This is a genomic window from Streptomyces sp. SAT1 (assembly GCF_001654495.1).
GTDB lineage: Bacteria > Actinomycetota > Actinomycetes > Streptomycetales > Streptomycetaceae > Streptomyces > Streptomyces andamanensis.
The window spans coordinates 138300-162044 of record NZ_CP015849.1 but is presented as its reverse complement, the minus strand read 5'-3'; the positions used below and the strand labels follow the sequence as shown (position 1 = coordinate 162044).

Here is a 23745-nt window from a genome sequence, read left to right as displayed (position 1 = left end):
GAGTTAAAGCAGGGATTAACTTAAGGGTTCGCGCGTCGGTGCGCCAGAGTGTCCGCGCCGCCGCCGTGCGCGTCGTACGCGAACCGTCCGGGCGGGAGACCGGGGAGGGCGCTTTTCGGCCAACGGCGGCACCCAAGGCGACCGCACTCGCTCCGGGGGTGTCCCCCCGGACAGATGATCAATAGCCTGAGAGGAACAGCCGGTTCCTTATCTGAGGGAGCATCATGTCCACCGCGCAGCAGGTGCCCGACATCCTCTCGCCGGAGTTCGCGAAGGACCCCTATCCGGCCTACCGTGCGATGCGTGACACCGCGCCCCTCATCTGGCACGAGGCCACCCGGAGTTACATCGTCTCGCGCTACGAGGACGTCGAACGCGTCTTCAAGGACAAGAACAACGAGTTCACCACGGACAACTACGACTGGCAGATCGAGCCCGTGCACGGCAAAACGATCCTCCAGCTCAGCGGGCGGGAACACGCCGTGCGCCGCGCCCTGGTCGCCCCCGCCTTCCGCGGCAGCGACCTCCAGGAGAAGTTCCTGCCCGTCATCGAGCGCAACTCCCGCGAACTGATCGACGCGTTCCGGCACACCGGATCAGCCGACCTCGTCGGCGACTACGCCACCCGCTTCCCGGTCAACGTGATCGCCGACATGCTCGGCCTCGACAAGGCCGACCACGCGCGCTTCCACCGCTGGTACACGGCCGTCATCGCCTTCCTCGGCAACCTCTCCGGCGATCCCGAGGTGACCGCGGCGGGCGAGCGGACCCGGGTGGAGTTCGCCGAGTACATGCTGCCGATCATCCGCGCGCGCCGCGACGACCTGGGCGAGGACCTGCTGTCCACGCTGTGCGCCGCCGAGGTGGACGGCGTACGGATGAGCGACGAGGACATCAAGGCGTTCTGCAGCCTGCTGCTCGCCGCCGGCGGCGAGACCACCGACAAGGCCATCGCCAGCATCTTCGCCAACCTGCTGAGCCACCCCGACCAGCTCGCCGCCGTCCGCGCGGACCGCGCCCTGGTCCCGCGGGCCTTCGCCGAGACGCTGCGCTACACCCCGCCCGTCCACATGATCATGCGGCAGTCCGCCACCGAGGTGCGGCTCAGCGGCGGCACCGTGCCCCCCGGCGCCACCGTCACCTGCCTGATAGGCGCCGCCAACCGCGACGAGAACCGCTACCGCGACCCCGACCGCTTCGACATCCTGCGCGACGACCTCACCACCACGACCGCCTTCTCCGCGGCCGCCGACCACCTCGCCTTCGCGCTCGGCCGGCACTTCTGCGTCGGCGCGCTGCTCGCCAGGGCCGAGGTGGAGACCGGCGTGAACCAACTCCTCGACGCCATGCCCGACATGCGCCTGGCCGACGGCTTCGACCCGGCCGAACAGGGCGTCTTCACCCGCGGACCGCAGTCCCTGCCGGTGCGTTTCACCCCCGTGGGCGGCTGACCCGCCCCCGGCCGGAGCGGCGGGCCCGGCGACCGCACCACGGGCCCGCACCGCGCCACTTCGCCGCACCACATCACCACCACATCACCACACCGGATCACCGCACCGGATCCCCGCACCACGGGCCGTACCGCACCGTCCGGCTACCTCACCACCGGCGTGAACGCCACCGGAAGCGACACCAGCCCCCGCATCCAGATCGACGGACGCCAGCGCAGCTCCCCGGGCTCCACCGCGAGCACCAGGTCCGGCAACTGCTCCAGCAGCGTCTCGACGGCCGTACGCGCCATCACGTCCGCCAGCAGCGGCGCCGGATACGGACAGCGGTGCTCGCCGTGGCTGAACGACAGATGCGCGGAGTTCTCCGCACCCACATGGGACTCCGGCCAGATCTGCGGATCGGTGTTGGCCGCGGCGAGACCCAGCACCACGCAGTCGCCCGCCCGGATGTGCCGCCCGCCCAGCTGGGTGTCCCGTACGGCCCAGCGCCCGATGAAGTTCTGCGTCGGAGTGTCCAGCCACAGTGCCTCGTTGAGCGCCTCGCCCACACTGAGCCGGCCGCCCGAGACGTTCACCGCGAACCGCTCGTCGGTCAGCAGCAGCCGCAGCGTGTTGCAGATCCAGTTCGCCGTCGGCTGCTGCGCGGCGGCGATCACCGAGATCAGGTCCTGGACGATCTCCTCGTCCGTCAGCTCCGCAGGATGCAGCAGCATGCGCGAGGTGACGTCCGGACCGGGCTCGGCCCGCTTGTCCTTCACCAGCTGCCGCAGCCGCTCGCCCACCCGGCCGTACGCCGCCACCGGGTCGTCGCCCTCGGCCGCGTCCAGCGAGATCCGCAGGTCGTCGACGAGCTGCTGGGTGTCCGCGCCCGCCGTCGGCATCCCGCACATCTGCACCACGGCCCGCATCGGCAGCGCGTGTGCGTAACTCGTCATCAGCTCGGCCTGCCCGCTGCCCGCGAAGCCGGCGATGAGCCGGTCGGCGATCAGCCGGCAGTCGCGGGCCAGCCCGAACTGGTCGACGCCCTCCAGCGCGTGGGTGATCACACCGGCCCGCCGCCGGTGCTCCTCGCCCTCGGTGAACAGCACCGACGGCTGATACCCGACGAACGGCAGCAGCGGCCAGTCAGGCGGGATGTTCGCCCATTGGTTCCAGCGCCGCGAGTCGCGCGCGAACAGCTCGTCGTGCCGGGTCACGTACGTGACCTCGGGATAGCCCAGCACCAGCCAGGCCGGGATGCCCCCGTCGAGCAGCACCGGCGCGACCGGCCCGTGCTCCCGGCGCAGTTCGCGGTACAGCTGCGACGGCGTCTGCTGGTACTCGAGACCGGCCAGCGGGACCGCGTCCTCGTGAGCGGGGCAGCCCGGCGGTGCCGGATGGGCGGAAGGGGTACCGGTGTCGGTCACGGTGTCGTCTCCTGGGCCATGGCGATGTCGTAGAGGTGGTCCACGAGGGTGATGAGCACGTCCTTGCCGGACTGCCGGACCCGTGCGTCGCAGTCGACCATCGGCACCCGCTCGGGCAGGGCGAGCGCCTGCCGGATCTCGTCCAGCGAGTGGTGGGAGGCATCGTCGAACCGGTTGACGGCGACCACGAACGGCGTCCGGTGGTGCTCCAGCCGGTCTATCGCGTACCAGGAGTCGTCCATCCGCCGGGTGTCCACGAGGACCACCGCGCCCAGCGTGCCCGAGAACAGCCGGTCCCACAGGAACCAGAACCGCTCCTGCCCCGGCGCGCCGAACAGATACAGCACCATCCGTTCGCTGAGGCTGATGCGTCCGAAGTCGAACGCCACCGTGGTCGTCGTCTTGGCCGACACCGCGCCGATCTCGTCGACCCCGACACCGGCCTGCGTCATCACCTCCTCGGTGTTCAGCGGCCGGATCTCGCTCACCGAGCGGACCAGGGTCGTCTTGCCGACACCGAACCCGCCCACGACGACGATCTTCAGGCCGGTCTCCGCGGTGTCGGCCAGCGGTGTGCGGTGGGAAGGCGGCTCGGAGGTCCGAGGCGGTACGGACGCGTCGGACGTCTCAGAGGTTGCGGAGCCCATGGAGCACCTCCTTGAGAAGGGCGGAATCGGGGAGCGAGGCGACGGAGGGCGCCGCGCGCGGGTGCCGGGCGGTGATCCGGCCGGTGTCGAGCAGGTCGCCGAGCAGGATCCGCACCACGGTGATCGGCAGTCTCAGCTCGGCCGCGATCTCGACCACGGCCGTCGGGTGGGTGCACAGCTCCAGGATCCGGACGTGCTCCGACTGCATCCCCGCCGCCGGACGGCACTCGCTGACGACGAGTGTGACCAGGTCGAAGGAGTCGCTCGCCCGGCTGCGCCCGCCCGTGACCGTGTAGAGGCGGTCGGGGTCGCCGATGTCCACGGGCCTGCGCGTCATGAGGCACCGCTCCCTCGGACGGGCTGTCGGGGCTCCGCGCGCAGATGGTCGCCGATCTGTTCGACCAGCTCCGTCATCTGGTGGCCCACCACGCCCGGGTCGGCGTCCTCCCGGGCGACGACGGCGAGGTGCGCGCCCTCGCCGGCCTCCACGATGAACAGCAGCCCGCCGTGGAACGCCGTCATGGAGTGGCGCACCCCGCCGCTGCCGTCGCCGAACTCCGCGGAGGCGCCCTGGGCGAGCGCCTGGATGCCGGAGCAGATTGCCGACATCTGGTCGGCCTGGTCCAGGGACAGATGCTCGGTCCAGCACAGTTTCAGGCCGTCCCGGGACAGGACCAGCGCGTGCCGGGTGCCGGGGGTGCGCTCCAGGAGGCTCTGGAGGAGCCAGGTGAGGCTGTTGTCGGTGGTCTGCATGACGGGTGTCGGGACGGTGGTGCCCGGCTGGCCGGTCACCGGCCCGTTCCTCCAATCTCATGTCTCATGAACTCGACGGGGAGGTGGGCGCCGGGAGCCCCGCGTGTGGCGCGGAAGCGGAGGGCGGGGAAGCGGGAAGGGCAGGGAAGCGGGAAGGGCAGGGAAGCGGAAGAGGAGGAAGAGGCGGCAGGGGTACGGGCAGGGCGCGCGGGCGCCCACGGAGCGGGGGAGGGGTGCGGCCGGGGCGCGCCGGGCTAGGACGCGGCCGGTGGCCGGGAACCGGGCCGCTCCTCGCCGTCCGGTCCCGCGGCGCCGCCCGCGGACTGGCGCCCGCGGTGGAAGGCACCGAATCGCGCGCCCGCGTCCTGCCCCGGCGGGCGCTCGGGACGGGGCTCCGGACGGCCGTCCTGTGCCGCCTGTGTCGTCTGTGCCGCCTGTGTCGTCTGTGTCGCCTGTGCCGCCTGGGACGGCGACCGGCGCTGCTCGCGCTCCCGCTCGGCCTCCGCCATGGTCCGGCCGGGGCTGCGCACCGGCAGGCCGTTCGGGGTCGCCCCGGCGGGGCGCCGGTGCCGCCCCGGCTCGTGGGGGTCGGACCGGTCGGCGGGCCGCGCCGCGAGGGCGGGGCGGGCCGCCGGGGCGGGGGCCTGTGGCTGCTTCGGGAGCGCGTCGAGGTCGGGAGCGGGTGCGGGCGCCGGGACGGCCGTGCGCGTGGCGGAGGGCGCGGCACCCGCAGCGGACGCGGCGGCGGTGACCGGCGGGCGGACCGGCTCGCGCGGCGCGGGTTCGCGCTGCTGGGCGAGCAGTTGCGGGGGCAGCAGAACGACGACACCGGTGCCGCCGCGCGAGGAGGGCCGGTAGTTGACGCTGATGCCGTACTTCAGCGCGAGCCGCCCCACCACGATGAGGCCGAGCCGGGTGCCCTGGAGCGAGGCCAGGTCGCTCATCCGGCCGGACACCGCCTCCTCGGCCCGGCGCATCGCCGCGTCCGCCATCTTCAGACCGCTGTCCTCGATGGTGACCACGACACCGGCGCTGCGCTCCTCGACGTAGACGTGCACCTCGTCGATGGGCGGGGAGAAGTTCGCGGCGTTGTCCATCAGTTCGGCGAGCAGATGCATGACGCCCTCGGCGGCGAAGCCGGAGATCGCGGCGGTGGCCGAGCAGTGCAGGCGCACCCGGCGGTAGGCGGCGATGCGGCCCACCGCGCCGCGCAGGACGCTCTCCATCACGATCGGCTTGTTCCAGGCGCGGCTGGACCGGCCGCCCATCAGCAGTGCCAGCCGGTCGGTCATCAGACCGAGCTGGGAGGTGTTGTGGTCCAGCTTCAGCAGGTCCCCGAACACCTCTTCGCTGTGTCGTTCCTGCATGTCCCGCAGATCGGCGAGCATGCTGACGGTCTTGGCCTGGACCCGGCTGAGCGCCTTCGCGGAGGCGGCCTGCGCCGCGGCCACGCGCCGCTCGCTGCGGGCGAGTTCACGGACGAACGACTCGGCGAGCGTGCGGACGGCGGGCAGTCGCGGCAGGTCGAGTTCCGCGAGCACCGTGTCGGCGGACTCGCCCTCGCCCAGCCGGGCGACCGCGGCCGGCAGCGTCTCCCGCGTCAGCCGCTCCAACTCGGTCATGACGGCGCCCACTTCGTGCCGGGCCTGCCGGCGCTCGCCGTCCAGCAGCGCCGCCTGCCGGGCGCCCTCCTCGACCGCGGCGGCGAACGCCTGCGCGAGCCCGCCCAGTTGCCCGCCGCCCGAGGGCGACACGTCCCGCAGCGCCTCCGCCGCGCTCGCGCCGCCCCGTACCCGTACGGCCACGGCGGGGAGCGTGACATTGACCAGATGCGCGGTCTCAGCGGAGTACTGCGCGAGCTGGGCCCGGAGCCTGGCCGCCTCGGTCTCCTGCGCGGCGGCCGCGCGGCGGGCCCGGCGCGCGAGCCGAGTGCCGACGAGCACGGCCACGGTCACACAGACCCAGCCGGTCACCGCCACGCCCAGCGTCCAGGCGCGGGCGCCGGCCGGCGCCAGGACGACCGCCGCGCCGGCCGCCACGGCGCTCACCGCCGTCACGGCCACGGGGACGGCCGGTGAAGTGTGCGGCTCCTTCGCCGATCGGTGCTGGCTGGGCGGTGCAGGCACTGGCATTCCGCGGTCCCTCGGTCCGTGAGTGGGGGAGAAACGGTGCGGCCCGTGGACTACGGCCGCAGGTCGTCGCGACACGCCCCAAGAGGAGGACGATCTTCCGACCGGACTCCGGTTCATGTTAGCCATCCTCACCGCACGAGACGTTCGGTCCAGCCGTACAGTCCCTCGTCGGCTCGACTTCGTCGCGAACTCGCCGTTCCGTTTCCGTCGGCGTGATAGTGGGAGCGGCCGGATCCTGACCCGGCTGACATGCACAGACCTGACATCGCCTGACTGACGTACCGTCACAATGTGCTGGGATGCGAGGATTTCGAGGTCCCGTCCCCTCACACGGACGCCTGGTTTCCAGCCAAGCACCGTCCCGTGCATGACGGATCGCATCGCTCCCGGGCCGGGTGCGACGGGCCGGTGGCGCCGTCCGGCGGTTCTCCGACATCGATGGGCAGAATATGGGAAGCGCGCCTGCCCCCGATTCACCATCGTGGTGCTGTGACTTCGACCCAGGAAACGACCCGCTCCCGCGGCGTCGGCGACCCGCCCGGACACTGGCGCCGGATGAGGGTGTGGGCCACGGCCCACGCCGTCGACGACTTCTACCAGGGCCTCGTGCCCGCCGCCGTCCCCTACTTCGTGCTGGAACGGCACTTCAGCTATGTCGAGGCCTCCGGGCTCGCGCTGGCCGCGACGCTGGGCAGTGCGCTGCCCCAGGTGCCGATCGGGCTGCTGGCCGACCGCCACCGGCTCCGCTGGATGGCACCGCTCGGGATCAGCCTGGCGGGCGTCGGGGCGGGCCTCTCCGGTCTGGCGCCCGCCTATCCGGCGGTGTTCGCGCTGCTGCTGCTCGCCGGTGTCGGCATCGCGATGTTCCACCCGCCCGCCGGACGCGACGCCCGCCGGGCGGCGGGCGGCAGCGCCACCGCGATGAGCTACTTCGCGGCCGGCGGAAGCGTCGGCTTCTTCGTCGGACCGGCACTGGTGACCCCGGCCCTGGACGGGCTCGGCATCGGCGCGACCGCGCTGTTCATCCCGCCGGCCGTCCTCATGGGCTTCGTCCTGCTGCGCCACCACACCCGCACGGCGGACACCGCGGTGCGGAAGGCCGGGCCGCGCGGCAAGGACCAGCCGGGGCGCTTCGCCGCGCTCACCGCGGTCGAGGTCGCCCGGTCCACGGTCTCGACCGGTCTGAACACCTTCATCTCGCTGTACTGGATCCGCCACCTCGGCGCGGGCAGCGGACTCGGCGGGACCGCCCTGACCCTCGAACTCGGCGGCGGTGTGCTCGGCACCCTGCTCGGCGGACGGCTCGCCGACCGCATCGGCATGGTGCGTACCGTGCAGATCGGGAACGCCGCCATGCTGCCCGCCCTGTGGGCCATGCTGGCCTGCGACGACAAGTACGCGGCCCTTCCGCTGGCCCTGCTCGTCGGTCTGATCTCGAACATCCCGTTCGCCGTGCTGATCAAGTTGGGCCAGGACTACCTGCCCAGCCGTCCGGGGACCGCGGCCGGTGTCACCCTCGGCCTGGCCGTGAGCGCCGGCGGGCTCTTCATGCCCCTGCTGGGCCTCGTCGCGGGCCACCACGGACCGCGCGGCGCGCTCGTGGTCCTCGCCGTCGTCCCGGTCCTCGCCATCCTGCTCTCCACCGCGCTGCGCGAACCCGCGCACGACCCGGCGGACGAGCCGGCGGACGAGCCGGGCCCCGGTGGACCCGGCGCACCAGCCCCCGGAGCGGCCCCCCGGTGACCGGGTGACCGGGTGAGCGCCGCGCCGCCGCGGAGCCGTACGGGCGCGGCCACCTGCCCCGCCGGCGCCGGGCCCCACGCCCCGCACCGACAAGACCTATCCTTCCCCTCGATGTCCGAGATCCGACACCAGCCGGTCGCGCCGACCAGCACCCAGTCCCGCGCGGGCGGCGACGTCATCGACCGCCACCGCCACGACGACCACCAGCTGATCTACGTCAGCTCGGGCGTCCTCGCGATCCGCACCGAGCACGGCTCCTGGATCGCGCCGAACGACCGGGCCCTGTGGATCCCGGCGCACACCTGGCACGAGCACCGCTTCTACGGCCGCAGCCGCTTCCACACCGTCGGTTTCCCGGCCGGTGACCCCAAGCCCGTGCTCGACGCGCGGACACCGGCCGTGGTCGCCGTCGACGCCCTCGTACGCGAACTGCTGATCGCCCTCACCAGCCCCGACCTCACCCGCGCCGAGACCCGCCACATCGAGGCGGTCCTGCGTGACCGGCTCCGCCGGGTCGCGGAGCAGCCGATCATGCTGCCCGTGCCGCGGGACCGGCGGCTGGCCCAGGTCTGCCGACTGGTGGAGGCCGATCTGAGCCGCCCGTACACCCTCGCCGAACTCGCCCGCCACGCCCACGTCGGCGAACGCACCCTGTCCCGGCTGTTCCGCGAGGAGTTCGGTATGACCTACCCCCAGTGGCGCACCCGCGTCCGCCTCTTCCACGCCATGGTGATGCTCGCCGAGGACGCCACCGTCACCGACACCGCCCACGCCTGCGGCTGGGCATCCGCCAGTGCCTTCGTCGACATCTTCGCCCAGGCCATGGGCACCACACCCGGGACGTACCGCGCGGGTGTGTTCGGCCCGCGGGAGCGGTGAGCGTGCCGGGCGCGGTGTCCCGGCGCCCGTGGGCTCAGCGCAGCGCGGCCACCAGCGCGTCGCTCGCCGAGCACCACAACTGCCGTGCCTCGGTGAAGCCTTGCTCCCGCAGCGTGTCCAGGTGCCAGCTCGTGGCCGTGGGACGGTCGGGCAGCGCACCGGCGGGGCGGGGCTCGCGCGGATCGCCGAGCAGGGCGAAGCGGCGGGCCGCCGGTCCGGCGAGGACGGGATCGTCCGCGACACGGCTCCACCAGTCGGCCCAGTCGAGGGCGCCCTCGCGCCGCCGCCGCTCCCGGCTCTCCAGCAGCAGGGCGTGCAGGGCCGCGTTGAGCCGGGGCGCCGACTCGTCGCACATGTGGTCGGCGTTGAGGAACACACCGCCCTCGCGCACCAGTGAGGCCAGGCTGCCGTAGAGGCGGCGGAGCGGTCCGGTGTCCAGCCAGTGCAGGGCGGTGGCGGTCACGACGGCGTCGAACGAGGCGACGGGCAGCCGCGCGGTCCAGTCCGGGTCGGTGAGGTCGGCCTCGGCGAAGGTGACACGCCCGTCATCGGCGAAGTGGCCGCGGGCGATGGACAGCAGGGCCGGATCGATGTCCACGCAGACGGTACGGGCGCCGGGGAGCCGCCGCAGCAGCCGGTCGGAGATGCTGCCCGTGCCGCAGGCCAGGTCCAGGACGAGCGGAGTACGGCCCGCCACGGCCTCGACCGCGTCGATCATGACGCGGAAGCGCTCCTCCCGGTCCGGCATGTACCACTCCTGCTGGCGGTCCCAGCTCGTCTGCCACCGCTGCCAGTCGGACGCGGTCGAGGTGGTGGTCATGGGTGGGGGTGTTCCTTTCGCTGGACGCCGGACGGGGCCGGTTCGACGGGCGCCGTGCCCGCGGTGCCCAGGTGCCGGGACCGCAGCAGCAGGCGGGTGATCTCGGAGCGCGGGGCGGACAGGACCGTACGGCTGTCGCCCGATTCCACGACGCGGCCCGCGTCGAGGACGACCAGGTCGTCGGCCAGCCGCTCCACGAGCGTGAGATCGTGGCCGATCCACAGCACGGCCGTGTCGCTCCGCTCGCGCAGGCGGCCGATCTCCGCGGTCACGAGTCCGGTGCCGACGGCATCGAGCGCCGTGGTGATCTCGTCGCAGACCAGCACATCGGGCTCGGCGAGCAACGCCCGTGCCAGCGCGGCCCGTTGCAGCTCCCCGCCCGACAGCGAGGCGGCGTGCCGCGTGGCCTGCTCCGGGGTGAGGCCGAGCCGCTCCCACACCTGCCGGGCCTGCCGTTCCGCCTCCGCCGCCGTCAGGCCGCGCAGGCGTACGGCGGTGCGGGCGACCTGTTCCAGGACGGTGCGCCGCTCGTCGAAGGAGTTCCGCACCTCCTGCCAGACGTACTGCACACCCCGGATCTGCCGGGCCGTGCGGTGGCGCAGCACGGGCAGCGGCGAGCCGCGGAAGGCGAGGTGCCCCCGATGGCGTTCGTGCAGTCCGGCGAGGCAGCGCGCGAGCACGGTCTTGCCGCTGCCCGAGGGCCCGACGACGGCGGTGCAGCCGCCTTCGGGCACCCGCACGGACACCTCGCGCAGGACCTCGCCCCGGCCGCCCGGCCGCAGCCACGCGGTCAGGTCCCGCGCCTCCAGCACCGCTCCGGCGCCCGCGGCGGGGGCCCGCGCCGGGGGAGCGGCGGGCGAGGGCGGTGCCTCCGGGAGCGGCGGGAGGACGTCCGCGGTGGGGCCCGAGGAGGCGACCCGGCCGCGTTCGAGGACCACGGTGCGACCGGCCACCGCCCGTACCAGCTCGTGGTCGTGACTGAGCAGCAGCAGCGCGTACCCCTCGGCGGCCAGCCGCGTCAGCTGCCCGGCCAGCCGCAGCCGCGCCACCGTGTCCAGACCGGTGCTGGGCTCGTCGAGGACCAGCACCCGGGGGCCGCAGACGAGCACCTGGGCGAGCGCGACACGCTGTCGCTGGCCGCCGGAGAACTGGTGCGGGAAGCGGCGCCGCAGGGCCGGCTCGTCCGGCAGCCCGGCGCTGTGCAGCGCTTCGGCGGCGTACCGGGCAGCGACGGCCCGGCCGCGGGCGTCCGGCCGGTGCAGACGGGCGAGTTCGGTGAGGACCGAGCCGATCCGCCGGGCCGGATTGAGGGCGTGGGCCGGGTGCTGGGGCATGTAGCAGACGACCCGGCCGCGGACGTCCCGTCCGGCGCCCGTCGGTCCGCCGGCCCCCACCACCGGGACGCCCGCGACCCGTACCGTGCCGCTCAGCCGTACACCGGGCGCCGCCTCGCCCAGCAGGGCCAGCGCCGCGGTGGTCTTGCCGCTGCCGGAAGGTCCCACCAGGGCGGTCACCGTGCCCGGAGCGACCGTGAGGCCGACGCCGTCCAGGAGCCGGGCCGTCCCGGCGTGTGCCGTCAGGCCGCTGACCTCGATCACCGGTTCCACGGCACCGCCTTCCCGCCGCCCGTCCGCGCACCGGACCGTGCCGCGTGCGGCAGCAGCCCGTCCGCCAGCAGATTGGCGCCCACGGTGAACATCACCAGCATCAGGGTCGGCGCCAGCACCGCCCACGGCTGCACGAACAGCGCCTCCCGGCTCGCGGCGATCACCACGCCCCAGTCCGGCGAGGTCGGATCGAGACCGAGACCGAGGAAGTTGGCGGCGGCCACGGTGAAGACCGCGCCGCCGACGCGCGTCCCGGCATCGGCGGCGGCCACCGGCAGCACGGCCCGCCCGACGTGCTGGACGAGGACGCGCGCCGCCGACTCGCCCTGGAGCCGCATCGCCTCGGCCACGGGACCGCTGGCGGCGTCCAGGGCCGCCGCACGCAGCAACCGGGCGACGGCGGGCGCGTTCAGGGCGGCCACCGCCAGTGCCACCGCGACCGGATGCCCCCGCCAGCCGACCCCCACCACGCTGATCACCAGCAGCGAGGGCAGCGGCAGCAGCAGTTCCACCGGCCTCATCAGCAGGTCGTCCAGCAGGCGGCTGCGGGCCGCCGCGGCGGTCAGACCGAGCGCGCCGCCCACGGCGACGGCCAGCGCCACCGCGGCACAGGCCACGCCCAGGGCGCTGGCCCCGCCGCGCAGCACCAGGGTCAGCACGTCCCGGCCCAGGGCGTCCGTCCCCAGCGGATGGCCGTCGCCGAGGGCGTAGGGCATGCCGTCGGACGGGATGCCCGGGTCCGTCACCAGCGGACCGACGACCGCGGCGGTGACCGGCAGCGCCAGCAGCAGCGCGCCCCCGGCCGCCCGGCGGCCCCCGGACCGTCCGCGGGCACTCATCGCAGTACCTCCGTACGGGGAGCCAGGCGCTGGCCGACGAGATCGGCGGCCAGGTTGAGCAGGCACGCCACCGCCGCCAGGGCCAGGGTGAGGGCCTGCACGGTGGGTACGTCGCGGTTCTGCACGGCCGCGACCAGTGCCGTGGCGGTGCCCGGGACGGCGAAGACCGCTTCGACGACGAGCACACCGCCCAGCAACTGGTCACCGGTGCGGGCCAGTTCCTGTACGCCGGGGACCGCCGCGTTGGGCAGGACGTGCCGCAGCACCAGCCGGGCGGGCGGCACACCGAGCCGCCGGGCCTGCACCGCGTAGCCGGAGTGCAGCGCGGTGACGGTGCCGGCCCGGATCTGCCGGGACAGCACGCACACGGTGCGGGCCAGCAGCACCGCCACCGGCAGCACGAACAGCTCCGGCCGCCGCCACCACACGCCGTCCGCGCCGATCCAGGTCGACGGCAGCCATCCGAGGCGCAGCGAGAAGACACCGACCAGCAGCAGCGCCAGCACGAAGTCCGGTACGGAGGTGAGCGCCAGCGTCACAGCGGACACCACGCGGTCCGTCCTGCTGCCCGCCCGCAGCCCCGTCAGCAGTCCGAGCGCGACGGCCAGCGGCACCAGCAGCACGACCGTGGCGGCGGCCAGCGCCGCCGTCACCGGGACCGACGACGACAGCACCGCACCGACCGGGCCACCGCCGACCAGCGACGTGCCGAGGTCACCGGTGAGCAGGCCGTGCGCCCAGTCGGCGAACCGCTCGGCGAGCGGCCGGTCGAGCCCCATCTGCTCCCGCAACTGGGCCACTTGGCCGAGCCCGGCCTGTTCGTTGAAGTCGACGGTGGCCGCGTCCCCCGGCAGCAGATCGGTCAGCAGAAAGACGATGACACTGAGCGCGGCGAGCTGGACGAGCGTCCACCCGCACCGCCGCAGGGCATGGCGCAGCACCCGTGCTCAGCCCAGCCACACCGTGTCGAACCGCGCCCAGTCCACCGTGTTGGGCGGCGCCTCCCGCACACCCCGCACGGTGCGGGACACGGCGTTCAGCCACTCCGGATGCCCCCACAGCACCAGACCGCCCCGGTCGCGCAGCGTCGTCTGCACCGCGCGGTACCGCTCGGTGCGCCTGCCGTCGTCCGCCACGGCCCGTGCGGCGGTGAACGCCTCGTCGAAGTCCCGGTGCCTCCAGGCCGTCGCGTTCTGCGGGGCGTCGCTCAGCAGCCGCTCGCTGAGGTAGGTCGGGATGGTCATGGCACCGCACCGGTGGTTGGTGACGGTGCCCTTGCTCAGTACGTCGGTGAAGTACGACTCCGGCGGCCCGTCGACGACCTCCACCCTCAGCCCTGCCTCACCGGCCTGCTCGGTGAACAGGTGGGCGGCCTGCGCGAATCCGTCTGCCGCCGTGGAGGTGTAGAAGGTCACCTTCTTGTTGTACAGACCGGTGCGCCTGAGCAGCCGCCGCGCCTCGGCCACGTCCCGCTCGCGCTGCTCGAGACCGTCCGGGTAGTACGTGTAGCCCTTGCCGTACACGTCGTTGCCGATCTCGGCGCGGCCCGAGCAGACCACGTCCACCAGCCGCCTGCGGTCCACGAGGAGCTTGACGGCCATCGCCGCCTGCGGGTCGTCGAACGGCGCCCGGTCCGTCTTCAGCGCGAAGCCCTGGACCCCGCTGCGTCTGGTCGCCACCACCCGTACCCGGCTGTCGTGCTGCACCGTACGGGCGAAGGTCGGCGTCATCTCGTGCGCGAAGTGCACCTCCCCGCTGCGTACCGCGGCGGCGCGCGCCTCGGTCTCGGCGGACAGGATCCGCACCTCGTCCAGGTGCGGGGCGCCGTTCCAGTGGCCGTCGAAGCGGCGCCCGGTGAACTCGCGTCCCGCGGTGAAGGAGACGAACCGGAACGGGCCGGTGCCGACGGGGTGGCGCGGGTCGTTCCAGCCGTCGCGGACGACGGGTGTGCCGGTCATCGCCAACTGGCCGGGCAGTTCGGCGTTCGGCCGGGTGAGCGCGATCTCCACACTCCGTCGGCCCACCTTGCGGCAGTTGGGCAGATCGATGTGGGCCAGGGAGTTCTTCGCCAGATGGTCGGCGGCGCGCGGGTCGAGGATCCGGGAGAGGCTGTACAGCACGTCGTCCGGGGTGAGGGCGTGCCCGTCGTGGAACCGCGCCTCCCGCAGCTCGAACCGCCACACCCGGGCCTCGGCGTCGCTCGACCAGGAGCGGGCCAGCCGCGGCACCGGCCGCAGCGTGGAGTCGAGTTCGACGAGTTTGTCGAAGACGGCCTTGTGCCGGGCGATGTCGACGAACTGCCGCTGCGCGTGCGGGTCCATCGTCTCCTTCACCCCCGCACCCGGAAAGGCCGCGCGCAACGTCCCGCCCTTCTTCGGCGAGGAGGACCCGGAGTCCGCGGCCGAGCAGCCGGTGAGCAGCCCGGCGCCTGCCGCGGCCGCCGCGGTGAGCACACTCCGGCGGGTGGGGGTGACCGGCATGTGGACGTCCCTTTCAGCCTGTTGCTCCAGAACCACGGCACACGCATCCAATAAGCAATTGCAACGATCATGCAATAGCGGGCGGTGTGGGACTGGTCACGCGGGCGACGCGGCAGCCGGTCAGGAGGGCGACGCGGCGACCGGTCAGGAGGGCGACCCGGCGGCCGCGCCACCCGCCGCCGGAACCGACGGCCCGGCGCGGCCCGACGCGGCCCGGCCCCAGGTTGTCCGCTGCGCGACACTGCCCGTCCTGGTACGTCATTTCCGTCGGACCGGCCGGCCCCTAGCGCGATCGGTGCGGCACCGGCCCCCACCCCACGGCGGTGTCCCCGCATCCGCATCCCATACCCGCCCACCAGGGGGAACCCATGCCTTGACCGCGACCGACACCCGCGGAACACCACCCGTCGACATGCCACGCCGCCCCGGCACGGTGCTGTTCATGGTCTGTGCCGCGATCTTCATGCTGATGCTCGACGCGACCGTCGTCACCGCGGCACTCGCCGACATCCGCACGCGGTTCGACGCCTCCATCGACGGCCTCCAGTGGGTCGTCGACGCCTACTCGATCCCGCTGGCCGGCCTCCTGCTGACCTTCGCCACACTCGGCGACCGGTTCGGACGCAAGCGCGTGTTCCTGGCCGGCATGGCCGTGTTCACCGGCGCGTCGCTGGCCCTCACCCTCGTCGGCGGCATCGTGCAGCTCGACGTCCAGCGCGCGGTGCAGAGCGTCGGCGCGGCCATGCTCTTCGCCACCGCGCTGCCCCTGCTGTCGGCCGCCTTCTCCGAGCCCGCCGCACGGGCGAAGGCGATCGGCGTCTACGGCGCGCCGAAGTACGCGGCAGGAGTGGTGCCGAGCTCCCGCCGGAAGGCGGCGATGAAGGCGCTCGCGGTCCGGTAGCCGACCGCGCGGGCGACCCGCGCGATCGGCTGCCCCGCGCCCAGCAGCGGCAGCGCGGCATCGAGCCGCCGAAGCGTCCGCCGGCTCGCGAAACCCACCCCGGTCTCCGCGCGGAACCGGCGCGTGAGCGTACGCACCGCCGTCCAGCTCCATCAGGTAGGACAGCAGCGGCCCCACCAGCCCGGTGGCGTCGACGATCGTCGGGGAAACCCACCGGAGCGGGCAGCCGTCCGGTTCGAAGTACAGCGAGAGCATCGCGCCCGACGCGCCGGGCAGGACCCCGTGCTCCACCCCACCGGGGATCCACAGGGCGCGCGACCGCTGCACGACCCAGCGGAAGTCACCCGCCCCCATCGTCAGCACACCGTCCGGCGCCCAGGCCAACTGGTGCTGCGGATGGCTGTGCGTGGGCAGTCCGCCGCCCGCCGCGAGCGGGATGACGATGCCCGCACGCTCCTCATAGCTGATGCTGATACGCCCCGGGCCGCTCACAACAGCCCACCCTACGCCGGGCACTTCGGCGCGGCGCCCGCACGAGACCTTGCCCCGGCCCATCCCGCACGGGAATGATCGACGACCATGCGTCCCGACGAACTCAGCCCCCGCGAGAGCCGGTTGTGGCACGCCTTCGCCCACGGCGGCACCGTCGACGTCCGCGACGGCCCACCCGCTCACGACCCGGAGATACGGGCCGAGGCCGTCGCCGCGCTGCTGACGGGCGCCGGTGCCGCCCCCGCCCCCGGCGACCGCCCGGCGCTGCGCCTGAGGGGAGCCCGTGTCACCGGCCGGCTGGACCTGCGCTTCGCCGAGATCACGGCACCCGTCGTCCTGGACGAGTGCGCCTTCGACGAAGTGCCCCTGCTCCAGGGCGCGAGCCTGCGCGACCTCACCCTCACCGGCTGCGCCCTGCCGGGCCTCGCCGCCGACACGGCCAGGATCGACGGCCGGCTGGTCCTGTCCCGCTCCCGCCTGACCGGACCCCTCGTCCTCACCCGCGCCCAGATCCACAGCGACCTGGACCTCCGCGAAGCCGTGATCACCGCACCCGGCACCGTGGCGATCTCCGCGGTGCGCCTCACCACGGGCGGCGACGTCCTGGGCACCGGTCTCACCGTCCGGGGCGCGTTCCGGCTCACCGGCGCCGCCCTGTCGGGCGAGTTGGACCTGGAGCGCGCCACGCTCAGCAACCCGGGCGGCCACGCCCTCGACGCCTACCACGTCCAGGTCACCGAGGACTTCACCTGCCATCCGGGCTTCAGCGCCGAAGGACGGGTCATCCTCTCCGGCGCCACGGTCGCGGCGGCGATCGGCTTCTGCGGCGCCCGGCTGGACAACGCCGGTGACATCGCGCTGGAGGCCGTCGACGTCAGCGTCGCCCGCAACTTCGACCTCGGCCTGGGCCTCACCGTGAACGGCGGCGTCACGCTCGACGGCAGCCGCATCGGTACCCGGCTCAGCCTCCGGGACGCCACACTGACCAACCCCGGCGGCACCGCCCTCTCCCTCCGGCTCACCCAGGCCCGCGAGACCGACCTGCGCACCCGGCGGCCGGCCGAGGGCGCCGTCGACGCGAGCAACGCCCACCTGGGCACCCTCTACGACACCCCGGCCACCTGGCCCGCCGACCTGCGGCTGGCCGACACTGCCTACACGGCCCTCGCCGCCCCGCTGACGGCCGCCGAACGGCTCCGCTGGCTCCGGCGCGGCAGCGACGGCTACCATCCGCAGCCCTACGAACAGCTCGCGGCGGCCTACCGCCGGCTCGGGCACGAGGACGAGGCACGCACGGTCCTGCTCGCCAAGCAGCGCCGTCGCCGCTCCCTGCTGCCCCCGCACACACGCCTGTGGGGCTACGTCCAGGACGCGACCATCGGCTACGGCTACCGTCCGCTCCGCGCCGGGCTCTGGCTCCTGGCCCTGCTCTGCTGCGGCGCGCTCTTCTTCGGCGCACACCGCCCCGCACCCCTGGAAGCGGACAAGGCACCGCCGTTCAACGCCCTCTTCTACACCCTCGACCTGCTCGTCCCGATCAGCGCCTTCGGCCAGGAGACCGCCTTCGCCCCGCGGGGCACCGGCCAGTGGCTCGCCTACGCGCTGACCGCAGCGGGCTGGATCCTGGCCACCACCACCGCCACCGGCATCACCCGGTCGATCAGCCGGCAGTGACCGGCCGGCCGCGCCGGCACGGGCCTCGGGGTCACCGGGCGCGGCGCGCGGCCCACAACGGCAGCCGCTCGAAGAACGCGACGGCCTCCTCGCGCCACCGCGGCCGCCAGCCCGCCGCGACCGAGGCCGCCTCCTCGGCGAGCCGGTGCAGGTCCGCGCGCATCCGCTCGTCGACGCCGTGCCGGCGAGCGATGTCACGGATCTGTTCGACCGTCTCCGGCCGGCAGCCGGGGCCGGTGAGCGCGGCCTCCACGATCTCCCGCTCGCGGCCGGTCGCCGCTGCCAGCACCGCGCACACCGCGTAACTGCGGCGCCCCTCCCGGAGATCCGATCCGGCCGGTTTGCCGACCGTGTCGGAGTCCGCGAACAGGTCCAGGTAGTCGTCGCGCAGCTGTCCGCCGACCCCCACCAGCGTCGCGTACCGCGCGAGATCCTTGTCATGGACGGCGGGGTCCGCGCCCGCCGCGAGCAGACCCAGCCGCAGCGGGGCGAGCACCGAGTACCGGGCGCTCTTGTACTCGGACACCAGGTCCAGCATCTCCCGGTCGGGGACCGGGCCGAAGTCCCGTTCCAGGTCCAGGATCTGACCGGCGACCGTGTCGGCCCCCGCCGTCGCCTGGACGGCTGCCATCGCCTGCCGCAGCTCCGGCGGCACGGGCGCGGTGAGCAGGACCCGCAGCGACAGGAACGCGGCCAGGTCCCCGGCCAGGACCGCCAGCCCCAGGGCCGTCTGCGGACGGCCGGGGAAGCGCTCGCGGTACGCGTAGTACACCGACGGCGCCCCCCGGCGCACGGGGGAGTCGTCGATGATGTCGTCGTGGATCAGCCCGTGCGTGTGCAGCAGCTCCATGCTGAGCGCGGCCTCCTCCAGCCCGGCCACGGCATCGGGGGTCACCAGCCGGGCCGCCTCGTACAGCAGCGCGACCCGCAGCCGCTTCCCGCCGCGCAACGACATGTCCCGCACCAGCTCCAGTGCCTCGGGCACGAACACCCCGCGCGAGGGCCGCTCTCGGGCGACCGTGTCGAAGTAGCGCGCGAACCGGGCGTCGAAGCGGTCCCGGTGGCCGGTGAGCCGCTCGCGGACACCGGTCTCGTCTCCAGCGGTCATCGTTCTCCCCGGGTCGGTCGGCGGAAGCAGAGTGGCGCCGGCCGGCACCACCGGCCCGCATTCAACACCACCCGGCCCCTCAGGCCCGCACGTCCGGTGCCGGGCTCTCGTGGGTGGCGGCCCAGGAGGCGAGCAGACGCAGGGCCTCCTCGGACGCCGAGCCGGGCTCGGCGGCGTAGACGGTCATGGTCAGGCCGGGCTCGGCGGCCAGTTCGAGGCCCTCGTAGGCGAGCGTGACCTCACCGACGATGTCATGGTGGAAGTGCTTGGTCCCGGTGCCGTGGTGGCGGACGTCGTGAGCGCCCCACCGGGTACGGAACTCCTCGCTGCGGGTGGCCAGTTCACCGATGAGGTCGTGCAGGTCCCGGTCGTGGGGGTTGCGGCCCGCCTCGGTGCGCAGGATGGCCACGGTCACCGCGGCGAACATGTCCCAGTCGGGGTAGAAGCGGCGGGAGGCCGGGTCGAGGAACTGGAACCGGGCGAGGTTGGCCTGGTTGCCGGGGGTGGCGTAGAGGTCGCGGTGGAAGGCGCGGGCGAGCTGGTTCGTCGCCAGGACGTCCAGGCGGCCGTTGCGTACGAAGGCCGGTCCCGCCGTGACGGCGTCCAGCGTCCACTGGAGGCTGCGGTGGATCTTCCACCGGTCCCCGGTGCGCCGACGGCGCGGGCGGGCCAGGACGTCGGTGCCGTCCGCCGCCTGGGCGAGGTTCAGCAGATGGGCGCGCTCGGCGTCGTCCAGCCGCAGCACGCGGGCCACGGACTCCAGGACGGCAGGGGAGACCCCGGCGAGGCTGCCGCGTTCGAGCTTGGCGTAGTACTCGACGCTCATGTCGGCCAGGGCCGCGACCTCACTGCGGCGCAGGCCCGGCACCCGGCGCCGGGGTCCTTCGGGCAGGCCGGCCTGCCCGGGGCTGATCCTGGCGCGCCGCGAGGTCAGGAAGTCGCGGACCTCATCACGGTTGTCCATGCCTCGACGGTACGTCCCGCAGGCCCCCTGAGCGATGTACTGCCGGTACACCCTTCACCGGTGACTCGCTTCCCGCCCGGAGCAGCGGTTTCCTGGAAGGGACGGAACCCGGCGCCCACAGGTCCGAGCGGCGAGTTCCGCTCGGGCCTGTGGCCGTACCACGAAGCCGACCCGTCCGACCCGACAGGAAGCACCCAATGGAACTCATCGACCTCCAGCCCACCAGCAAGGCACCCGCGGACTGGTTCACCGGAGACGTGTGGTGGGACGTCATCGTCGCCGGCCGGGAACCCTCCCGAATGCGGGCCAACCTCGTCCGCTTCGCCCCCGGCGCCCGGACCCACTGGCACGCGCACGCCGTGGGCCAGACCCTCTACGTCGTCTCCGGCATCGCCCTGATCGGCACCCGGGACGGCACCGTCCTGGAAGCCCACCCCGGCCGGACCGTCGCCTGCCCGCCCGGCGAGGAGCACTGGCACGGCGCCGCCCCCGACCGCTTCATGGAGCACATCGCCCTGTGGGAAGGCACGGGTGACGACACCCCGGAGACCCGGTGGGCCGAGGCTGTGACGGAGGAGCAGTACGGCGGGGAGCGTCAGAAGAAGTAGGGACGGGATGGCTGAATCGTGACCTTGGCGCCGGGGAAGAGGGCTTCGTGGGGAGCTGGAAGCAGATCCTCGGAGTTGTGCTCCGGATAGAGGTGAACCGTGCGTACCTGCGGGCAGCAGCGGGACAGCGGGGTGAGGTCGGTGTCGTGCCGGACGTTCACGACCTGTACGGCTTCGACCGTGGGCAGTCGCGGGGCGTGCGCGAGCCCGGAGAGGTGTTCCGTCCTGATGCACAGCCCGGTGAGGTGCGGCAGCCTGGCGGCCTCGGCCCAGTCCCCGGGGTCGAGGCCGCCGATGACGTCCAGGATCTCAAGGTGGGTCAGCTCGGACCATGCGCTCAGACCGCGTAGCCCGTGCTCGCTGAGGGCCTCGCCCTCCAGAGCCAGCCGGGTGAACGGGGCGTCCTGCGGCAGGGCGGCCAACCCGTGCGGCAGGTGTGTCGCGATGGTGGCGCTACGGAGTGTGCGGAGGCGGCCCAGCCCCTTCACCCCGCCGATCTCCCTCACGTAGAGGGACGTCAAGCCCATCTCGGCCAGCGGCGAGAGGTCTTCCACCGCCGGGCAGTACGACAGGTTCAGGTCGCGGGCCGAGGACAAGGAGGGCAGCGGACGCAGATCGCGCAGCACCGTGTTCTGGTAGAGGCCGACGTGCTCCACCCGCTCGGGCAGAGCACGCCGGATGTCCGCGAGGGTGTGGTCGCCTGCCACGCCGATACGGAGCCGATCACCGAGGCGTGGCAGAGCCCTCACTTGGGCGGCCGAATCGGCGAAGACGAAGAAGTCACTGCTGTCCACATGGGCCAGCACCTCGTCGGCGTACATCTCCGCGTCGAAGAAGCCCCACGCCCGCATCAGATTGACCCGGACCCGCACGGCGGCATGCCCCCGGAACCGCGCGAGCACCGGCACCGCCGCATCCGTCCCGATCAGCGCGGCCGTCGCGGTCACCGCCTCGGCCTCCTCGTCCGACAGCCCCTGCGGACCCGGCAGCAGCTCCAGGACCAGCGGCCCGGCCTCGGCCAGTTCCTTGACGTCGGATTCCGTGCGGGGCGGCAGCAGGGTGGCCGTCACCTCCTCGACCCGGCGCCGCACCGCAGGGTCCAGCTCCGTGGCGTGTTCCAGGCACGCGAGGGCCAGCAGGAGCACCCGCTTGTCCGAGGAGGCCGTCAACAGGTCCAGCAGCTCGGCCCGTTCACGTGGCCGGGCCTGCGCCACCGCCATCCGGATCACGTCCGACCACTGGTCGTCGGCCGCGTGCTCGGCCAGCAGGCCGAAGTCACCGGCCTCCACGGCCGCCCGTGCCCCCAGGTGGTCCTGGAACGTGCGGTGCACGAAGTGGACCGTCTCCGGCGCGGGGGAGAGCAGCAGTCCGGTGCGGACCAGGAAGTGGCGCAGCACGGCGCCCGCGTCCCCGAGCACCTGGGCGGCCGGGACCGCCGGGAGCCCCTGCGCGATGATGTGCTCCGCCCGGCTCCGGTCCAGCTCCGTACGGCCGTTGCGGATGAGCCAGTGGGCGAGCCGCTGGAGGAGCTGCAACTGCGGCTCCTCGCTCAACTCGGGTGTCGTCATGTCCCGTTCACGGTCGCGGCGCACCAGCAGCATGGAGAGTGCGGAGTCGTACAACTCCTTGCGGCCGTGCGGGAGGTAGCCGCGCCGGTCGCGGTGCAGGGCGCAGATGAGGCCGCACATCAGCGGGTTGGTGGCGAGGCGGCCCAGGTCGGGCTTGGTGCGGACCGCGTCGCGCAACTGGGCCTCGTAGGAGGTGAGAAGGGCGTCGTCGTCGGGTGCGCCGGTGATGGCCGCCCGGTGCCAGCGCCGGATGAAGGAGGCCACGTCCGACGGGCTCATCGAGGACAGGCCGAGTTCGGTGAACCCGTCGGCGCCGAGCCAGTCCTCGCGCACGGCCGGGGGACGCGAGGTGACGAGCCAGCGGTTGCCGGGATACGCCTCCACCAGGTCGCGCAGCCAGGTCCGGGCGCGCTCGCGTTCGGACTCCGGGACCTCGTCGAGACCGTCCACCAGGACGAGGCCGCGCCCGCCGGACAGGACGCGGTGCTCCCAGCCCTCCGGCTGGGTGCCGGACAGCGGGCAGCCGACCGAGGCGAGGAAGCGCGCGGGGGAGGGGAGGCGTTCGCCGTGCCGGGTGAGGGTGCGCAGCGGGAGCACGAAGGGGATCCGGCCGGTGAGGTAGGCCATGTCGTCCGTGGCGCCGGTCGCCGCGGACACCGCGAGCCACTGGATCAGCGTGGTCTTGCCCGAGCCCGCGACTCCGCGCAGCAGCACCCGCTCATGGCTGCTCAGCACCTGGTCGGCGGGGAGGGGGACGCGGGAGGGAGGCACCGGCCCGAGGTCGCGGTCGCGTTCCTCCGCGTGCCCGATCACGTTCAGGCTGAGGTAGGCGGCGTCGAGCGGCCAGCGGTCCGGCGAGTTGCTGAGATCGATGCCGTAGATCGTGAGCTTGCCGTGCTTGGTGGCGAGGTGGTCCAGATAGGCGCGCTCGAACGTGGTGTCGCGGGCGTCGGGGCGCGGGGCGCGGGCCAGCAGTTCGTCGACCTTGGCGATGAGATCGGCCTGGGACCGGGTCTGCTCCACCAGGGTGCGCGCCACGAAGGTGGAACGGCGGGTGAAGAACTCCAGGATCTGCAGACAGGCCCATTCCGTCGCGGAGTCGAGGAAGACCTGGGCGTCGGCCGACAGCCCGTCCGGTGAAGACCCTTGGTGGCCCTGGTGGCCCTGTTGGCGCAGTCTGCGCGCCAGTTCGCGGTGGCCGAGCCGTACGGCCTGGACGTCGTCCATGTCCAGGTCACCGAGGGCGAGCAGCCGCCGGGCCAGCGCGTCCGCCACGGCGACCCGCTCGCGGCTGCGGAACGGGCGTTCGCCGGGTGAGTCGATCGCCTGCTGGACCAGGTGCTCCGCGAGCTTGTGCACGTCCTTCTCGCCCAGCGCGCGCTTCTCGCCGCGGAAGGAGACCAGGTCCTTGAGCCGCACAGGCCTGTCGACCAGGCCGGCACCCGGACCGTCCGCCACGAACAGTTTCCTGATCAGTGAGCCGACCAGGCCGGAGACCAGTTTGCCTCCGAGTACCGCGGGCTCCATCCGCCTCCCACCCCCGTGCGCAGTGCGTACGGACCGAGCCTAGGGGCGGCCGGGGACACCTGTCCCCGGTACACCGGAATCCGCACCGGCCGGGCGTGCGGGGACCCCTCCTTCCCCGGCACTTGTCCGACCAGGTATCTTGCATC

General features: G+C 73.5%; 20 protein-coding genes. 6 read left to right on the top strand and 14 right to left on the bottom strand.

All coding sequences use genetic code 11. The features are described from left to right. Positions 1-224: 224 nt before the first annotated feature. Complete coding sequence (locus A8713_RS00665) at positions 225-1451, top strand: cytochrome P450 (protein WP_064530889.1); 1227 nt, start codon at positions 225-227, stop codon at positions 1449-1451. 143 nt (positions 1452-1594) lie between these two features. On the opposite strand, the gene A8713_RS00660 is transcribed toward A8713_RS00665, so the two are convergent. From A8713_RS00660 to A8713_RS00640, 5 genes are all read right to left on the bottom strand, one after another. Continuing rightward, positions 1595-2857, bottom strand: a complete 1263-nt coding sequence (locus tag A8713_RS00660; protein WP_064530888.1) for a cytochrome P450 — start codon at positions 2855-2857, stop codon at positions 1595-1597. After that, positions 2854-3504, bottom strand: a complete 651-nt coding sequence (locus tag A8713_RS00655) for a GTP-binding protein (RefSeq protein WP_064530887.1) — start codon at positions 3502-3504, stop codon at positions 2854-2856. The genes A8713_RS00660 and A8713_RS00655 overlap by 4 nt, the downstream gene beginning before the upstream one ends. Beyond that, positions 3485-3841, bottom strand: a complete 357-nt coding sequence (locus A8713_RS00650) for a DUF742 domain-containing protein (RefSeq protein ID WP_064530886.1) — start codon at positions 3839-3841, stop codon at positions 3485-3487. Before A8713_RS00650 ends, A8713_RS00655 begins: the two co-directional genes overlap by 20 nt. Next, complete coding sequence (locus tag A8713_RS00645; protein WP_064537160.1) at positions 3838-4257, bottom strand: roadblock/LC7 domain-containing protein; 420 nt, start codon at positions 4255-4257, stop codon at positions 3838-3840. The genes A8713_RS00650 and A8713_RS00645 overlap by 4 nt, the downstream gene beginning before the upstream one ends. Before the next feature lie 254 nt (positions 4258-4511). Further along, positions 4512-6389: a sensor histidine kinase gene (locus A8713_RS00640; RefSeq protein ID WP_064530885.1), complete on the bottom strand. Its 1878-nt coding sequence runs from the start codon at positions 6387-6389 to the stop codon at positions 4512-4514. A 555-nt stretch (positions 6390-6944) separates the two neighbouring features. Between A8713_RS00640 and A8713_RS00635 the strand changes: the two genes are divergently transcribed. Both A8713_RS00635 and A8713_RS00630 read left to right on the top strand, forming a co-directional pair. Beyond that, positions 6945-8132, top strand: coding sequence for an MFS transporter (locus A8713_RS00635; protein WP_064530884.1), 1188 nt, complete (start codon positions 6945-6947; stop codon positions 8130-8132). A 111-nt stretch (positions 8133-8243) separates the two neighbouring features. Continuing rightward, positions 8244-9011, top strand: a complete 768-nt coding sequence (locus tag A8713_RS00630) for a helix-turn-helix transcriptional regulator (RefSeq protein ID WP_064530883.1) — start codon at positions 8244-8246, stop codon at positions 9009-9011. A 34-nt stretch (positions 9012-9045) separates the two neighbouring features. Here the strand turns inward: A8713_RS00630 and A8713_RS00625 are convergent, their stop codons facing one another. The 5 genes from A8713_RS00625 to A8713_RS00605 are packed head-to-tail and all read right to left on the bottom strand — an operon-like array spanning position 9046 to position 14757. Further along, positions 9046-9831: a class I SAM-dependent methyltransferase gene (locus A8713_RS00625; RefSeq protein ID WP_064530882.1), complete on the bottom strand. Its 786-nt coding sequence runs from the start codon at positions 9829-9831 to the stop codon at positions 9046-9048. After that, a complete protein-coding gene (locus A8713_RS00620) occupies positions 9828-11438 on the bottom strand; it encodes an ABC transporter ATP-binding protein (protein ID WP_064530881.1) in 1611 nt (536 codons plus the stop codon). Before A8713_RS00620 ends, A8713_RS00625 begins: the two co-directional genes overlap by 4 nt. Further along, on the bottom strand, positions 11426-12277 hold the full coding sequence (locus A8713_RS00615; protein WP_064530880.1) for an ABC transporter permease subunit: 852 nt from the start codon (positions 12275-12277) through the stop codon (positions 11426-11428). Before A8713_RS00615 ends, A8713_RS00620 begins: the two co-directional genes overlap by 13 nt. Then, complete coding sequence (locus A8713_RS00610; protein WP_064530879.1) at positions 12274-13218, bottom strand: ABC transporter permease; 945 nt, start codon at positions 13216-13218, stop codon at positions 12274-12276. The genes A8713_RS00615 and A8713_RS00610 overlap by 4 nt, the downstream gene beginning before the upstream one ends. A gap of 6 nt (positions 13219-13224) precedes the next feature. Beyond that, positions 13225-14757 (bottom strand): ABC transporter substrate-binding protein, encoded by a 1533-nt coding sequence (locus tag A8713_RS00605; RefSeq protein ID WP_064530878.1) that lies wholly within the window; start codon positions 14755-14757, stop codon positions 13225-13227. 373 nt (positions 14758-15130) lie between these two features. On the opposite strand from A8713_RS00605, the gene A8713_RS33430 reads away from it, so the two are divergent. Further along, positions 15131-15658 (top strand): MFS transporter, encoded by a 528-nt coding sequence (locus tag A8713_RS33430; RefSeq protein ID WP_159393054.1) that lies wholly within the window; start codon positions 15131-15133, stop codon positions 15656-15658. Here A8713_RS33430 and A8713_RS34000 read toward each other — a convergent pair. After that, on the bottom strand, positions 15577-15756 hold the full coding sequence (locus A8713_RS34000) for a helix-turn-helix domain-containing protein (RefSeq protein WP_237305516.1): 180 nt from the start codon (positions 15754-15756) through the stop codon (positions 15577-15579). The genes A8713_RS33430 and A8713_RS34000 overlap by 82 nt on opposite strands. A 481-nt stretch (positions 15757-16237) precedes the next feature. Between A8713_RS34000 and A8713_RS00595 the strand changes: the two genes are divergently transcribed. Continuing rightward, positions 16238-17824 (top strand): hypothetical protein, encoded by a 1587-nt coding sequence (locus A8713_RS00595; RefSeq protein ID WP_064530876.1) that lies wholly within the window; start codon positions 16238-16240, stop codon positions 17822-17824. Positions 17825-17855: 31 nt separating this feature from the next. Here the strand turns inward: A8713_RS00595 and A8713_RS00590 are convergent, their stop codons facing one another. Both A8713_RS00590 and A8713_RS00585 read right to left on the bottom strand, forming a co-directional pair. Beyond that, positions 17856-18932, bottom strand: a complete 1077-nt coding sequence (locus A8713_RS00590) for a polyprenyl synthetase family protein (protein ID WP_064530875.1) — start codon at positions 18930-18932, stop codon at positions 17856-17858. A gap of 79 nt (positions 18933-19011) precedes the next feature. Then, positions 19012-19896, bottom strand: a complete 885-nt coding sequence (locus A8713_RS00585; protein ID WP_064530874.1) for a helix-turn-helix transcriptional regulator — start codon at positions 19894-19896, stop codon at positions 19012-19014. Positions 19897-20093: 197 nt separating this feature from the next. On the opposite strand from A8713_RS00585, the gene A8713_RS00580 reads away from it, so the two are divergent. Then, positions 20094-20504, top strand: a complete 411-nt coding sequence (locus A8713_RS00580) for a (R)-mandelonitrile lyase (protein WP_064530873.1) — start codon at positions 20094-20096, stop codon at positions 20502-20504. On the opposite strand, the gene A8713_RS00575 is transcribed toward A8713_RS00580, so the two are convergent. After that, positions 20492-23599: an NACHT domain-containing protein gene (locus A8713_RS00575; RefSeq protein ID WP_064530872.1), complete on the bottom strand. Its 3108-nt coding sequence runs from the start codon at positions 23597-23599 to the stop codon at positions 20492-20494. The genes A8713_RS00580 and A8713_RS00575 overlap by 13 nt on opposite strands. Between the last annotated feature and the right edge of the window lie 146 nt (positions 23600-23745).